Below are 14,650 nucleotides of genomic sequence, written 5' to 3'. Positions count from 1 at the left end.
CATGCACGCTGAAATATATGTCGAGCGCAGGATAAATCCTGAGGCTGCGATTGTCATGAAATATTCATGAAACCTTCATGCAAGATAAAGGTTTCATTGACCGTTCCCCGCCATCTTCGCGTCGTAAAAAAACAAAAGCAGTGGAGATCGGCGTGTCGATGACAGCCCCAATATTAGAGCCGGGTGTCCTGCGCCGGTATGCAAGCGATCAGATCGTCACTCTGGCCAAGCTCGTGGTCGAAAACGCCTTTCAGCCGATCGTGGAAGCTGGAACGGGTGCGGTCTTTGGTTATGAATCTCTGATGCGCGGCCAGGACAAGATCGGCTTCGATACGCCGATGGAGATCCTGGATGAGGCTTTTAAGACCGGTCAGCTTCTGCCGCTGGAACAGATGATGGCGAGCCGCGCGCTGGCCAAGTTCGCCACTCTTGATGATTTTTCGACGACCACACTCTTCCTCAATCTCGATGTGCGTCTGATCCCGCATGGCGACCGCCTCGTCGAAAATCTGCTGCACCATCTGAAGACGGCCAACATCGCTCCGTCCTCCGTTTGCTTCGAGCTCTCCGAACGCTTTGACAATACCAGCGTGCCGGAATTTGCGGCTCTCGTCTCGCGGCTGCGCAAGGCCGGGTTCAAACTTGCGATCGACGATTTCGGCGTCGGCCACGGTGAAATGAAGCTGCTCTGCGACTATCCCCTTGATTACCTCAAGGTAGACAGGCATTTCGTCGCCGACATCGATCGCAACGCGCGCAAGCGCCATCTTCTGAAGAGCATCGTCAACATTGCCCACGTTCTTGGCACCCGTGTCATCGCCGAAGGCATTGAGACGGAAGCCGAATTCCTCGCCTGCCGCGAATATGGCGTCGATCTGGTGCAGGGCTGGTTCATCTCCCGGCCGACGACCCACATTTCCGAGCTGATGCCGTCCTTTCCGCATCTGCAGGACCTTGGCAAGATGAAAAGCAGTACCCAGACCCTTGATGAAATACTCATACGTAAGCAGATCGAGCGTCTGCCGACCGTCTATGAGAATGACAGCATCGACACGGTTTTCGAGCTTTTCCGACGTAATCCGCGCCAGGGCTTCTTTCCGGTCCTCAACGCCAACGGCGAGCCTCGCGGCATCATTCACGAGCATCATCTGAAGGAATATATCTACCAGCCCTTCGGCCGCGATCTTCTGAAGAACAAGGTTTATGAGCGCACGATGTCGCATTTCGTCGAAAGAGCGCCGATCGTCGGCCTCGATTGCGATGCCGAGCAACTGATGTCGATCTTTGCTAGCGTGGAAGGCAGCAATTGCCTGATTCTGACCGACAATATGCGCTATGCTGGCGTCGTCTCCGCCGCATCTCTCATCAAGGTGATCAACGAGAAGCAGCTTAAGACGGCACAGGACCAGAACCCGCTGACGGGGCTGCCTGGCAATCACGCCATCCGCGATTTCATGCGCCAATCCGGCCGGGACGATGACGAGATCCGGCATTTCTGCTACTGCGACTTCGACAATTTCAAACCCTTCAACGATGCCTACGGTTTCCACGTCGGCGACCAGGCGATTTCGCTCTTTGCGGCGCTTTTGCGCCGCTATTTCTTTGCCGAGCGCCATTTCCTCGGCCATGTCGGTGGCGATGATTTCTTCGTCGGAGTGACCGGCTGGACCGCCGAGGAACTGACGGAAATCCTTGACCGCCTGATCAGCGATTTCCATGAGGATGTTCTCGATCTCTATTCCGACGAGGACCGTGCGGCGGGGCGGATTCATGGTCATGACCGCAACGGCGTCGAAAGCTACTTCCCGTTGATGCGATGCTCGATCGGCGTGCTGGAACTGCCGAAGGGACTTGTGATTGACGATACCCGGCGGGTCAGTGCCGCGATTGCGGACATCAAGGCAGAAGCCAAAGACAGCGAAGACGGCCTCGTGTTTCACAACTTGGCCGAGACGAATTGACGCCCTGAGGCTGAGGCGTCTTCCCAAGTTGCCGCACCTAAACTATGTCGATCTCTTCATTCGGAAATGAGGAGAGCCGGATCATGTCCTTGCCTGCAGAAATGCGATATGTCGAATTGACATCCTTCGGCGCCCCCGAAGTGATGACCATCGCAAAGAAACCGCTGCCGGTGCTGAAAGATGGCGAGGTCCTCGTGCGCGTCGCAGCCGTCGGGGTCAACCGACCGGATGTATCGCAGCGCCAGGGATCTTATCCCCCGCCGAAGGATGCGAGTCCGATCCTCGGGTTGGAGGTCGCCGGCGAGATCGTGGCCGTGGCGCCCGGTGTTTCCGGTCATTCCGTCGGTGACAGGATCTGTGCGCTGGCCAATGGCGGAGCTTATGCGGAATATTGCGCCGTACCAGCCGGCCAGGCTCTCCCTTTCCCGAAGGGCTATGATGCCGTCCGCGCTGCCGCTCTTCCCGAAACCTTCTTCACGGTCTGGGCGAACCTCTTCCAGATGGCAGGGCTGACGGAAGGTGAGAGCGTGCTCATTCATGGCGGCTCCAGCGGCATCGGCACGACTGCAATCCAGCTTGCCCGTGCGTTCGGTGCTGAGGTCTACGTGACCGCCGGCTCGTCGGAAAAATGCGAAGCCTGCGTGAAGCTCGGCGCCAAGCGCGCGATCAACTACAAGGAAGAAGACTTTGTTGAGGTCATCAAGGCCGAGACGGGTCAAGGTGTCGATATCGTGCTCGATATGATCGGCGCAGCCTATTTCGAGCAGAACCTCGCATCCCTTGCCAAGGACGGCTGCCTCTCGATCATAGCCTTTCTCGGAGGAGCGATCGCGGAGAAGGCAAACCTTACACCAATCATGGTCAAGCGGCTGACGGTGACCGGGTCGACGATGCGACCGCGCACGGCCGAGGAGAAGCGCGCGATCCGGGACGATCTTGTGGCCCAGGTCTGGCCGCTTCTGGACGAAGGTAAAGCCGCTCCAGTCATTTACAGGACCTTTGCCTTCGAAGATGTCGTCGAGGCACATAAGCTCATGGAGACCGGCAGCCATATCGGCAAGATCATGCTGAAGTTGGCCTGATCGTCTTTGGATGCGTCCTTCTTTGCTGAATGCCTTGCGTATAGGGCATAAAAAGGTCGCTGTAACGCTTTGAATTGTTGGATGGTTCCTTAAATCGGAAGCGATTTGAGAACCATGCAGAAAGCCGATTGGCTTTAGCCGGGCGAGGCGATATGCCTGTAAATACCCCCACCTGCTATCCGGAAAAGCCTCATGTCCAATCCCGTCATCGTTGAAGTCACCCGTGGTTCCCTCGTCGAAAGCCGCCACCGCGGCATGGTCGCCGTGGTTGACGGCGATGGCAAGCTGGTGTTCTCGCTCGGCGATATCGAGGCTGGCGTCTTTCCGCGCTCGGCCTGCAAGGCAATGCAGGCATTGCCACTGGTTGAAAGCGGTGCTGCGGATGCCTACGGCTTCGGCGACAAGGAACTGGCGCTTGCCTGTGCCTCGCATAGTGGCGAGGATGAGCATGTGGCACTGGCCGCCTCGATGCTGGCGCGCGCCGGACATGACGTCGAGGCTCTCGAGTGCGGCGCGCATTGGTCGTCGAGCCAGAAGACGCTCATCCATCAGGCCCGCACCCTCGACAAGCCGACCGCGCTCCATAACAACTGCTCCGGAAAGCATGCCGGCTTCATCTGCTCCTGCTGCCATCAGAGCATCGATCCCAAGGGCTATGTCGGCTATGAGCACCCGCTGCAACGGGAAATCCGCGCGACGATGGCAAGCCTGACCGGTGCCGTCCTCGCCCATGACAATTGCGGCACGGATGGCTGCTCGATCCCGACCTATGCGGTGCCGCTGCGGAGCCTGGCGCTTGGCTTTGCCAAAATGACGACCGGCGTGGGGCTGGAGCCGGCTCGCGCCAGCGCGTCTCGGCGGCTCATCGATGCCTGCATGGCTGAACCTTTCTTTGTCGCCGGGACCGGCCGCAGTTGCACGGCACTGATGCGCGTCGCACCCGGCCGAATTTTCAGCAAGACCGGCGCCGAGGGCGTCTTCTGCGCCGCCGTTCCGGAAAAAGGTATTGCTATCGCGCTGAAATGCGAGGACGGCACGACCCGCGCTGCCGAGGCGATGGTGGCTGCAACGCTCGCCCGTTTCTTCAGGGATGAGCCAGAGATCCATTTTGGCCTGATGGCCATGGCGAACAAGGCGCTCCACAATTGGAATGGAATTCATGTGGGCGATATCAGGGTCTCGGAGACCCTGACGGCCTGACTGGCCTGGGGACGTAATATTCAACCGATACTAAATAAACCGCCTGGGCAAAGATCGGATGCGGTTCGCAGCGTCGAATTTCTACAACCACCTTGATTTCTCCTTGTTCCGACGCCTGCGCCGACACGCTATAACGCATCGCAGAAGGGGAGCACCCATATTATGCTGACATTGTATTTTGCACCGAAAACCTGTGCTCTTGCGAGCCTGATAGCACTCGAAGAAGCGGGGCTGCCCTACGAGACGAAGCGCCTCGATTTCTCCACAACCGAGCAGCGGTCGCCGGCCTATTTGGAGATCAATCCTAAAGGTCGCGTGCCGGCGTTGGCGACGGACAAGGGGATCATCACCGAGACGCCCGCGATCCTTGCCTATATCGCCCAGGTCGCCCAGCAGGCGCGGCTGGCTCCCCTTGATGATTTTTTCGAATTCGCTCGCCTTCAGTCGTTCAACAACTATCTTTGCTCGACGGTGCATGTGAACCACGCTCATAATCGCCGCGGTAGTCGCTGGACCGATGATGCCGCTGCTATCGAGACGATGAAGGCGAAGGTGCCACAAAACATGAGCGACAGTTTCGCTCTGATCGAGGAAAAGCTATTCGTCGGGCCGTGGGTCATGGGCGCGGCCTACAGCGTTGCCGATCCTTACCTCTTTACAATCGGCAACTGGCTGAATGGCGACGGCGTCGATCGCTCCCGCTTCGAAAAGGTTGCGGAACACCATGCCCGCATGCTGGATCGTCCGGCCGTTCAACGTGCGCTCGCCATCGAGAATGCTTAACGCATGTCGCGCGGTTTCGCGGCAATGCTTTAGGATTGTCGAGCGTCGAAAGCGGCGATTACCTTTCGTGGCGCACGGAAGCGCCATGCTTCGACAAGCCGCTGCTGAAGTTCGTCATCACCAATCGCGGCTGCCCATAGCGGCAGCGACGGCCAGCCGCGATAGTGGTCGGTCTGATAATAGATGTCCGGCGCCATTTCGATGAGGTGCTCCTTGTCCTCGATCGGGAGCGAGAGCACGATTGTCTCGCCATTCCTGACGGACACAAAGGCCCTGCCGCCCACTTTCAGCGCAGGTCTGCCATAGGACGTACTCTCCTCCACGCCAGGCAGGCCTGCCTTGGCGACAAGCGCCAGCAGGCGCCGCAAAATCGCATCCATATCGCTGTCGGTCATAGGGTCTTCCTGCAGTCCGCATGGCGCGGGCCATCATAGCGGAGGCAGGCCGGGATGCATCAAGAAAGCGGCTATCCTATCAGGCGCATTTCGCGAGCTTCGGCTTACGTGTCTTGTCATCATCCGGCATTTTCGCCACCGACAGCGGGAGATCGCTCAGCTCCCGCGGCGACATCGTCATCAGGGCCGGATGGCGCAACGGATCGTCGATCCAGATCGGCGTAGTCGCTCCGTCATCACTGGAAAGGAGTCTATTCAAGAAAAACTTGAGCACTGACATGGCAAACCTCATCGTGCTTGCAAATGCCGAAGCTGGCCTTGAGAATGGATTAATCGCCAGGATCAGAATCTAATTGCGTGAAATCAGCTCGGGCATCTGCAATTCGAGATGATTATCCCCGGGGTGTCGGTTGTTTTCAATTGAGAATACCGGCAGGCCATTGTAGAAAATCTATATGCGAAACCTCAACCTCGTGCACCTCAACGGTCTTCGTGCGCTGGAAGCCGTCGGGCGCCTCGGTTCGCTGCAGGCGGCTGCCGAAGAGCTGGGAGTGTCGATCGGCGCTGTCAGCCAACAGGTGATAAAGGCAGAAGCGCAGCTCGGTCGCGTTATTTTCGAACGCACTCCCAAGGGCATGCTTGCCACTGACGTCGGGAGGCCGCTCCTCGCACAGCTCAGCGAAGGCTTCCGATATCTATCGGAAGCCGTGACATCCGCGCAGCGACGGGATGATGACATCCTCACCATTTCGGTCGCACCCGTCTTTGCCGCGCGCTGGCTGGTCCACCGGCTTGATCGCTTCGCCGCCCGTCATCCGCAGGTCAGTCTTCGGATTGACGCGACGACCCAACTGGTGGATCCCGCGACCTGCGATATCGACATCGGCATCCGTGTCGGCAATGGCCGGTGGCCGGGTGTCAAAGCGGAGTTGATTTTGGCGCAGGAAGTTTTTCCCGTCTGCACGCCGGCGCTCGCGTGCACCCTGAAGCAGCCCGCCGATATTCTGAAGCTTCCTGCCGTCATCGACGCGCGCGCGATGTTCGATTGGGAAGTGTGGCTGCGCGAAGCCGGCCTTTCCGGCGCAAGTCTTGCGATACGCCATACTTTCAACGACGCGTCGCTTTGCCTTGACGCCGTTATTGCCGGCCAGGGCGTCATGCTCGCCTGGCAGACGCTCGCCGGCTACGCGCTCGCTCATGGACAACTGGTCGATCCCTTCGGCATCAGAGCCAGGACCGGCGATGGTCATTATTTCATTACCGCCGAAGGCGTCCGCGAACCGGCGAAGGTGACCGCTTTCAAGGATTGGATACGGGAGGAGATGGCGGAAACGATACGCTCGTTTCTTAAAGCAATTCCGGGAAAAGTGTGAAGCGGTTTTCCGGCTAAAGCGAAGCGGCTTCCTTTGACCGTGTCTCCCACATCCTCCTGAAAGCAGGACGTTCCTGGCATCGTTGCATCCATGCCTTGACCCTGGGATGGCTGTCGAAGAGGGCCGTTTGGCTCTGAGCATATCGCAGGACTTCGGCTATATTCAGATCTGCGACGGTGAAGCGGTCAGCAGCGATATATCCCGTCTTTTCAAGATGCTTCTCGAGTACGCTCAACGGGCGCTTCAGCGCGCGCCGGCAGACGTCGAGCGTTGCCTTGCCGGGCTCGGTCTCTTCCTGCCTAAGATCGTAGGTCATCACGACGCGAACCGTATGCGGCTCGACTTCCGTTGCGGCCCACATCGTCCACATGGTGATGAGCCCTTCCTCTTCGACCGTCTGGCCGGCAAGAGGCCCCCCATGCTTGCGTGCCAGATAGAGGTTGATCGCCAGCGACTCGTGGAGAATGAGTCCATCGTCATCGATGGTCGGAATGAGCCCCATCGGATTGATGGCAAGAAAGTCCGGCGACAGCGTGTTGATACGGGCGTCCGCGGCGAGCGGATTTTCGAGTTCGCGTGCCTGAATGACCGGCACGGATTTGAATTCCAGCGCGAGTTCTTCCGCCATCCAGTAGTTGCGCGATGCGCGCGAGCAATAAACGCCGTAGATGGTCAGCATGCCTATCCCCCGAATCTATTCCAGAAGCGTTATGCACTGCGCCCGGCAAACGGAAGACCGCGTGCGTGATAGACCCATGAAAGCTTTTGATGGCCTCAGATCAGCCGGTTGCGTTCGAGCGTCAGATGCGTGAAGGCTGACGCGCCAGAGGTCGCCAGTTCGCCGGTTGCGCGATCGTCCCAGCGGTAGCCGATGATGGCGCCATCCGTCATCGCCTCGAAGATATTCTCCGTGATGACGGCCGCACCCGCACCTTCGACCACCGAGACGGCGCAGCCGACCGGCGCCTTGCGAATAATGTTGCCGTTGACAATGAGATTGCGCATATAGGGGCCCCAGCCGAGCTGCAGCCCCCAGCGCGGCGCGTTCTCGATGACGTTGCCCGAGACCAGAGTGTCGGCCTCCGCCGCTATCCCGATGCCGAAGCCGCTCTCGTGCTTGTAAGGGCCGTTCAATGAGAGATTGCGCACGACATTGCCGGTAACGCTCGCCAGCCGTCCGCCTTCGTTGAAGTTCGCGATGGAAATGCCGTTTGCCGCGCCATCGATCAGGTTGCCGGAAACCACGGCGCCTTCGAAGGAGAACTCGCAGTAGATCGCCGTTTCACCGGACCGGTGACATTGATTGCCGCTGATCTGCACGTCGGAAGCCGAATTGGCGCGTATGGCGGTGAAGGCGCAGTCCGAGACATGATTGTCCGTGACCATGACATTGCCTGCCCTGAAAACGTTGATGCCGTTGCCGTTTTGGCCAGTACCGCCGTCGCTGGCGCCGATCCGCGCAATACGGTTGCGCGAAACGATAGTCCCGTCTTCGCCCGTTTCCCAGCGGTGCACGAGAATGCCGCCATTGTCGCAATCGGTCACCGTGTTATCCGATATTGACAACCCGGCGGAGTCGATGACGTAGACTGCGGCCTGGCTCGCGCCTGAAATCCGGCTGCGCTCGATCCGCCCGCCGCAGCGCTCCATCTGAATGCCGTATTTGCGGCTGCCGACGACCTCGCAATTGTCGATCAGCACTTCGTCGGCCGCGGAAAATTGCAGAAGCGCACTGGCATTCTCGCCGAGCGGTCGATTGCCTCCATCAATTACGATATCGGAAAGCTCGATGCGTTTGGCGTTCTCGGCAGCAAACAGATAGCCCCCGCCCGTATACACGATGCGTGAGGCGCCGGCGACGCCGGTGATCCGGGCATTGTCCGGCAGGGTCAAGTTGGAGACCGGATAGGTGCCGGGGGGCAGGAAGACCCGAGCGTTCTCGCGTGACGCCTGCTCGATCATTCTCTGCAGCGCCTGGCTCTGATTGCGGGCCACGCCGGGAACGGCCCGATAGTCGCCGGCATCGATGGCGCCTCGCAGATCGGGTTGGGCGGTCGCGGAACGAGGCGCTGCGAAAACGCGGGATCCGAGCATCACCGACGAGGCCGATAGGACAAGAAGATTGAGCACGTCGCGGCGGGAAGCCATCGGTTCACTCCATGTTTAACATCGCGTGAAGCAGGAACCGTGCCACGCCGCCTTGTCCTGTTTTGGCACGTCTTTATGAAAATTCCGGATGCAATACCTCAAGTTATCGACGCTTTATGGTGTTTCTGTTCACCTTTCCGCTTAAACAACCCGTAGGTAATCGCGGATAGTATTTCGGCATTTCACACTTTGTCACGACGGTGAGCCTACCGGGAGAATTGCGGCGATGAACGACACGGCTGTCTGGCGCCTGTCTCCGGACGATGAACGCTCATCGCTGGAAATCGAAACCCGACGGTTGGTCGCGGCTACCCAATCGCTGATGGCGGCGAACGCACATCACATCGCGGACGGCATAGAGGAACTCCGGCTGAAAGCGATCGTCCACGAGCTTCCGGATTTTCTCTACGTCAAGGATCGTGAAAGCCGCTTCGTCTTCGCCAATGCAGCGACGGCGAGGAGCATGGGTCTGGAGAACGCCAGTGCGCTTGCCGGCAAGACCGATTTCGATCTGTTGTCCCATGACGCCGCGAAGGAATTCTTCGCTATCGAGCAGGAGATTCTCGTAACCGGGCAGCCAAGGCTGGACATGGAAGAGCGCGTGCCGTCCGTGACGGGCGTAAGACCCACCCACCGATTGACATCGAAGATTCCGCTGCGCAATACTCAGGGCGAGGTGATCGGCCTGATCGGCATCTCGCGTGACATCACGGAGCGCAAGCGTCAGGAGCAGTTGCGTCGCGGCCAGGCCGCACTTCTGGAAATGATCGCCAAGAGCGAACCTCTGGAATCGATCCTCCAGGCACTTGTACTTCTCGTCGAGGACGAATTTTCCGGCATCAGCGGCTCCATCCTTCTGCTCGATCCTGAAGGCCTCCACCTTTATCATGGCGCAGCCCCAAACCTGCCGGCCGCCTACAGCAAGCTGATCGACGGTCTGGCCATCGGCCCCAAGGTTGGCTCCTGCGGCACTGCCGCCTGGCGCGGGAGGCAGGTGATCGTCAGCGACACACAGAGCGATCCTCTTTGGGAGGAGTTCCGCCAGCTTGCCAGCCAGTTCCATCTGCGCTCCTGCTGGTCCACACCGATCATGACGCCCCAGCGCAATGTTCTTGGCACTCTTGCGCTCTACTCGCCCGAGATCCGTACGCCGACGCCGCGAGAGATGGAGGTGGTTGCCATGGCGACCCACATCGCCGGCATTGCCGTCGAGCGTAAGCGCGCCGAGGATCGTATCTATTTCATGGCACATCACGACGATCTGACGGGGCTTCCGAACAGGGCCTTTCTCAAGGATCAGATGGCCAGGATCCTGTTCCAGGCGCGCCACAGTAATCGCCAGGTGACGGTCGCCTATATCGATCTCGACAATTTCAAGGAGGTCAATGACAACCGTGGTCATCGGGCAGGCGATGAATTGCTGAAGGAGCTTGCCGCGCGCATGGTCAATTGCGTGCGCGCTTCCGATGTGGTCGTCCGCCTGGGCGGGGATGAATTCCTGATCGTCCTCGTGCACCAGGCACGCCATGACGTCGGCATCATGCGCCGCTTGCGCGAGCTGCAGAGGGCAATTTCCAAGCCTATGCGGATAGGGGAGGCCGACCTGGTCGTCACCTGCAGCATGGGTGTCGCATCCTTCCCCTTCGATGGCCAGACGTCGGAGGAACTGATCGCGAATGCGGATGCCGCCATGTACAGGTCGAAGGACCTTGGCCGAAACACGGTGCAGTATTACGGCGAACAGCCTGACAAGACTGGCACTCTGCCGCTGAGTGAGGAGGAGGAGCTTCGATACGCCATCGGCGCCAATCAGCTTTTCGTCGAATACCAGCCTCAGGTCGAGGTGGCGACGGGCAGGATTGCCGGACTGGAAGCCTTGGTGCGCTGGCGCTGTCCGAAGAGGGGTGTCCTGCCGCCCGGCGAATTCATTCCGCTGGCAGAAAGGACGGAGCTTATTATCCCTCTTGGCCTCTTCGTGCTGAATGAGGCCTGCCGCCAGAACAAGACCTGGCAGGATAGGGGCCTGCCGCCCGTAACGGTTGCCGTTAACGTCTCCGCAAAGCAATTCAACGATCCCGCGTTTGCCGATCACGTGGCCGAGGCGCTCGAGCAGAGTGGGCTGGAACCGCGCTGGCTGGAGCTCGAACTGACGGAAAGCACGCTAATGCAGGATGTCCCGCGGGCGCTTTCCATCATGCGGGCGCTGGAGGCGCTCGGCGTGGGCCTTTCCATCGACGATTTCGGCACAGGCTATTCCAGCCTTTCGGCGCTGAAAACCTTTCCCTTCGACCGGCTGAAGATGGACCGGTCCCTCGTCGAAGCGCTGCCCGCCGATCACACGTCGGTCGCAATCGCTTCCGCCGTCATCTCGCTTGCCCAGAAACTGAAGCTTTCAGTCGTCGCCGAGGGCGTGGAGACCGACGAGCAATTGGACTTCCTGCGCAGGACCGCATGTGACGAGGCTCAAGGCTATCGTTTCTCGAGACCCGTTTCGGCGGATGAGATCGAGCGAATCTTGAGAAACGGATTGCCGTCTACTGGATAACTTCTTTAAATCGAGATCGATTTGGCTTAAAATTATGCAGCATTTTTAAAGTGTTACAGCGTCGTTTGCGCGTCACATATGACGCGTGCCTGTGCGGCAGAGTAAGGGCCTCCGCAGCCGCGCAAAGTCCTGCGGATCTCGATAGCCTCTGGCCCTCAATGCATTTCCCGCTATCTTGCTGTCCATGAGGCCTGATGCATTGCTCTATCCTGCCCCTGAAGGATTGTATTGCCCGGAGGGCGGCTTCTATATCGATCCCGTGCGCCCCGTAGAATGGGCGCTCATCACGCATGGCCATTCCGATCATGCCCGGCCCGGGCATGTCCATGTTCTTGCGACCCGGCAGACGCTCGACATCATGCGGTTGCGCTACGGCGACGGCTTTTGCGCGACCGAACAGGCGATCGGCTTCAGCGAGGAAGTTGTGATGAACGGCGTCACCATTACCTTTCATCCCGCAGGGCATGTGCTTGGTTCGGCTCAGATCGCGATCGAGAAAGATGGGCTGCGCATTGTCGTATCAGGTGATTACAAACGGCGCCCGGATCCGACCTGCGCAGCCTATGTGCCCGTGCCCTGCGACGTCTTCATTACGGAGGCGACATTCGGGCTGCCTGTCTTCCATCATCCTGATCCGATGAACGAGATGGGCAAGCTGCTCTCCTCGCTTGGCCAGTTTCCGGAGCGTACGCATCTCATCGGGGCCTATGCACTTGGCAAGGCGCAGCGCGTCATCCGCTTATTGCGCGATGCCGGCTATGACCGGCCCATCTATATCCATGGTGCCCTCGAACGGCTCTGCGATTATTATGCCGGGCAGGGCATTGATCTCGGCGATCTGCGGCCGGCGACGCTCGAAAGCCGTGACCAGTCGATATTCAAGGGCGCGATCGTCGTCGGTCCGCCATCGGCCTTTTCCGATCGCTGGGCCCGCCGCTTCCACGAACCTCTGCCGGCCTTTGCTTCCGGCTGGATGATGGTGCGCCAGCGCGCCAAGCAGTTGGGCGTGGAATTGCCGCTCGTCATCTCAGACCACTGCGACTGGCCGGAGCTGACGGAAACGATTACCGAACTCGACCCCGCCGAAGTCTGGGTGACGCATGGCCGCGAGGAAGCGCTGGTGCGCTGGTGCGAGTTGCAGGGCATCAAGGCGAAGCCGCTGCATCTGGTCGGCTATGAAGACGAGGGGGATTAAGGGGAGCTCAAATGATTTCGAACGCCGACTGTCATGATGAGCAGACCGCGAACTCCCTCTTCTCCCCTCGGGGAGAAGATGCCCGAAGGGCAGATGAGGGGGGCAAGGAGCGAAGCGACGAGCGTTCTGAGCGCAAGCGAAGGACAGGCCGTGCTGTGAAACCCCCTCATCCGACCCTTCGGGCCCCCTTCTCCCCGCCGGGGAGAAGGGGAGACGGCGCCTCTGCTCGTCCTTCACCAGTCCAAGGAGGAGAGGAATGAAACCCTTTGCCGACCTCCTCGATCGTCTGCTGCTGACGCCAAGCCGCAACGGCAAGCTGAAGCTGCTGACCGACTATTTTTGCAACACACCCGATCCCGATCGCGGCTACGGCCTTGCCGCCATAGCAGGCACTCTGGAGGTCAGGAATGTGAAACCGGCCATGCTGCGCGACCTGGTGCTCGAGCGCATGGACGGGGTGCTGTTTCGATACTCCTACGACTACATCGGCGACCTCGCAGAAACGATCTCGCTCGTATGGGACAGGGAAAGTGATGTCGAGCGACCGCCATCGGCCCAGCCGCGCCTTGGCGAGGTCGTCCGCAAGATGAATTCGCTGGGCCGGACGGAGGTGCGCAGTTTCGTGCGCGATCTTCTGGATCAGCTCGATTCCTCCGGACGCTTCGCCTTCCTGAAGCTTGCGACCGGCGCGCTTCGCATCGGCGTTTCCGCACGTTTGGCCAAGCAGGCGCTGGCGGATCTGGCGGGTAAGGATGTGACCGAGATAGAAACGCTCTGGCACGGGATGCAGCCGCCCTATGAGACGCTGTTCGCGTGGTTGGAAGGCAGAGGCGAAAAGCCGGTTCTGGCAACGCCCGCCATTTTCCATTCCGTCATGCTCGCCAATGCGGTGGAGGATGGCGATCTCACTAGTCTCGATCCGGCGGATTTCGCTGCCGAATGGAAATGGGATGGCATCCGCGTCCAGCTCTCCCGCTCCGGGGAGACGCGCAAGCTCTATTCCCGGTCCGGCGACGACATCTCCGGCGCCTTTCCCGATGTCGTCGATGCCCTGAGCTTCGAAGGGGTCGTCGATGGCGAGCTGCTGATTGGCGGCACGGTGCGGTCCAACAATCCGACGCGTACCTTCTCCGACCTCCAGCAGCGGCTGAATCGCAAGACTGTGACATCGAAGATGTTGGATGAGTTTCCGGCCTTCATTCGCGCCTATGATCTGCTTTTCGATGGCGAGGAGGATGTGCGTGGTCGCGGCTTCCTCGATCGCCGCGATCGATTGTCGGAAATCATCGAGGCCGCGCCCCACGATCGTTTCGACCTTTCGCCGCTCGTCGAGTTTTCCTCCTGGGAGGAACTCGACCGTCTGCGGTCCATGCCGCCCGATCCGGTGATCGAGGGGGTGATGATCAAGCGACGTGACAGCACCTATCAGGCCGGCCGCGTGAAGGGGCCGTGGTTCAAATGGAAGCGCAATCCCTATAATGTCGATGCGGTGTTGATGTATGCCCAGCGCGGGCACGGCAAGCGCTCGAGCTATTATTCCGATTTCACCTTCGGCGTCTGGGCCGAAATGCCCGAGGGCGAGCAACTCGTCCCGGTCGGCAAGGCCTATTTCGGCTTCACCGATGCCGAGCTCGAACTGCTCGACAAATTCGTGCGCAATAATACCGTCGAGCGCTTCGGTCCGGTGCGCGCCGTGCGCGCCGACCGCGACTTCGGCTTCGTCGTCGAAGTCGCCTTCGAAGGCATTGCCCGCTCGACCAGGCATAAGTCCGGCGTCGCCATGCGCTTTCCGCGCATCGCTCGCCTTCGCCCGGATAAGCCGCCCTATGAGGCGGACCGGCTTCAGACGCTCATTGCGATGATCGACGGCAAGACATCCGCTTCTGTGGAAGACTGACACGGTCTCTCACATTTTCACCACAATGTGTATTGGCGACGCGCCTGTCCCCGTGCATTTTTACCGGGCCG

12 protein-coding genes are annotated in these 14,650 nt (G+C 59.6%); 8 read left to right on the top strand and 4 right to left on the bottom strand.

Translation table 11 applies throughout. The annotated features are described in order from the left end of the window. Window positions 1-158: 158 nt before the first annotated feature. From AAE029_RS33690 to AAE029_RS33675, 4 genes are all read left to right on the top strand, one after another. Complete coding sequence (locus tag AAE029_RS33690; protein WP_371077306.1) at window positions 159-1,961, top strand: bifunctional diguanylate cyclase/phosphodiesterase; 1,803 nt, start codon at window positions 159-161, stop codon at window positions 1,959-1,961. 83 nt (window positions 1,962-2,044) lie between these two features. Continuing rightward, entirely contained in the window at window positions 2,045-3,043 is a 999-nt protein-coding gene (locus AAE029_RS33685) for an NAD(P)H-quinone oxidoreductase (protein ID WP_371077285.1), read from the top strand. Between the two features lie 192 nt (window positions 3,044-3,235). Further along, on the top strand, window positions 3,236-4,243 hold the full coding sequence (locus tag AAE029_RS33680) for an asparaginase (RefSeq protein WP_371077284.1): 1,008 nt from the start codon (window positions 3,236-3,238) through the stop codon (window positions 4,241-4,243). A gap of 162 nt (window positions 4,244-4,405) precedes the next feature. Next, complete coding sequence (locus tag AAE029_RS33675) at window positions 4,406-5,026, top strand: glutathione S-transferase family protein (protein WP_371077283.1); 621 nt, start codon at window positions 4,406-4,408, stop codon at window positions 5,024-5,026. Between the two features lie 29 nt (window positions 5,027-5,055). Here AAE029_RS33675 and AAE029_RS33670 read toward each other — a convergent pair whose 3' ends face one another. Both AAE029_RS33670 and AAE029_RS33665 read right to left on the bottom strand, forming a co-directional pair. Continuing rightward, on the bottom strand, window positions 5,056-5,421 hold the full coding sequence (locus AAE029_RS33670) for an MmcQ/YjbR family DNA-binding protein (RefSeq protein ID WP_371077282.1): 366 nt from the start codon (window positions 5,419-5,421) through the stop codon (window positions 5,056-5,058). 79 nt (window positions 5,422-5,500) lie between these two features. Next, window positions 5,501-5,701: a hypothetical protein gene (locus tag AAE029_RS33665; protein WP_371077281.1), complete on the bottom strand. Its 201-nt coding sequence runs from the start codon at window positions 5,699-5,701 to the stop codon at window positions 5,501-5,503. Between the two features lie 175 nt (window positions 5,702-5,876). On the opposite strand from AAE029_RS33665, the gene AAE029_RS33660 reads away from it, so the two are divergent. Further along, window positions 5,877-6,794, top strand: coding sequence for a LysR substrate-binding domain-containing protein (locus AAE029_RS33660; RefSeq protein ID WP_371077280.1), 918 nt, complete (start codon window positions 5,877-5,879; stop codon window positions 6,792-6,794). A gap of 13 nt (window positions 6,795-6,807) precedes the next feature. Here AAE029_RS33660 and AAE029_RS33655 read toward each other — a convergent pair whose 3' ends face one another. Both AAE029_RS33655 and AAE029_RS33650 read right to left on the bottom strand, forming a co-directional pair. Further along, on the bottom strand, window positions 6,808-7,473 hold the full coding sequence (locus AAE029_RS33655) for a glutathione S-transferase family protein (protein WP_371077279.1): 666 nt from the start codon (window positions 7,471-7,473) through the stop codon (window positions 6,808-6,810). 95 nt (window positions 7,474-7,568) lie between these two features. Further along, the gene (locus AAE029_RS33650; RefSeq protein WP_371077278.1) at window positions 7,569-8,942 is read right to left on the bottom strand and encodes a TIGR03808 family TAT-translocated repetitive protein; all 1,374 of its coding nucleotides are present in this window, start codon (window positions 8,940-8,942) and stop codon (window positions 7,569-7,571) included. A gap of 226 nt (window positions 8,943-9,168) precedes the next feature. Between AAE029_RS33650 and AAE029_RS33645 the strand changes: the two genes are divergently transcribed. The 3 genes from AAE029_RS33645 to AAE029_RS33635 all read left to right on the top strand — a co-directional run bounded on the left by AAE029_RS33645 (window position 9,169) and on the right by AAE029_RS33635 (window position 14,579). Continuing rightward, window positions 9,169-11,487, top strand: coding sequence for an EAL domain-containing protein (locus AAE029_RS33645; protein WP_371077277.1), 2,319 nt, complete (start codon window positions 9,169-9,171; stop codon window positions 11,485-11,487). Between the two features lie 184 nt (window positions 11,488-11,671). Next, window positions 11,672-12,682, top strand: a complete 1,011-nt coding sequence (locus AAE029_RS33640; protein ID WP_371077276.1) for a ligase-associated DNA damage response exonuclease — start codon at window positions 11,672-11,674, stop codon at window positions 12,680-12,682. A gap of 256 nt (window positions 12,683-12,938) precedes the next feature. Then, window positions 12,939-14,579, top strand: coding sequence for a cisplatin damage response ATP-dependent DNA ligase (locus AAE029_RS33635; RefSeq protein ID WP_371077275.1), 1,641 nt, complete (start codon window positions 12,939-12,941; stop codon window positions 14,577-14,579). Window positions 14,580-14,650: the final 71 nt, after the last annotated feature.

Source organism: Sinorhizobium sp. CB7 (assembly GCF_041357635.1).
Classification (GTDB): Bacteria; Pseudomonadota; Alphaproteobacteria; order Rhizobiales; family Rhizobiaceae; genus Rhizobium.
Note: the sequence above shows the minus strand (reverse complement) of the source record. Positions and strands in the feature narration are given on the sequence as shown.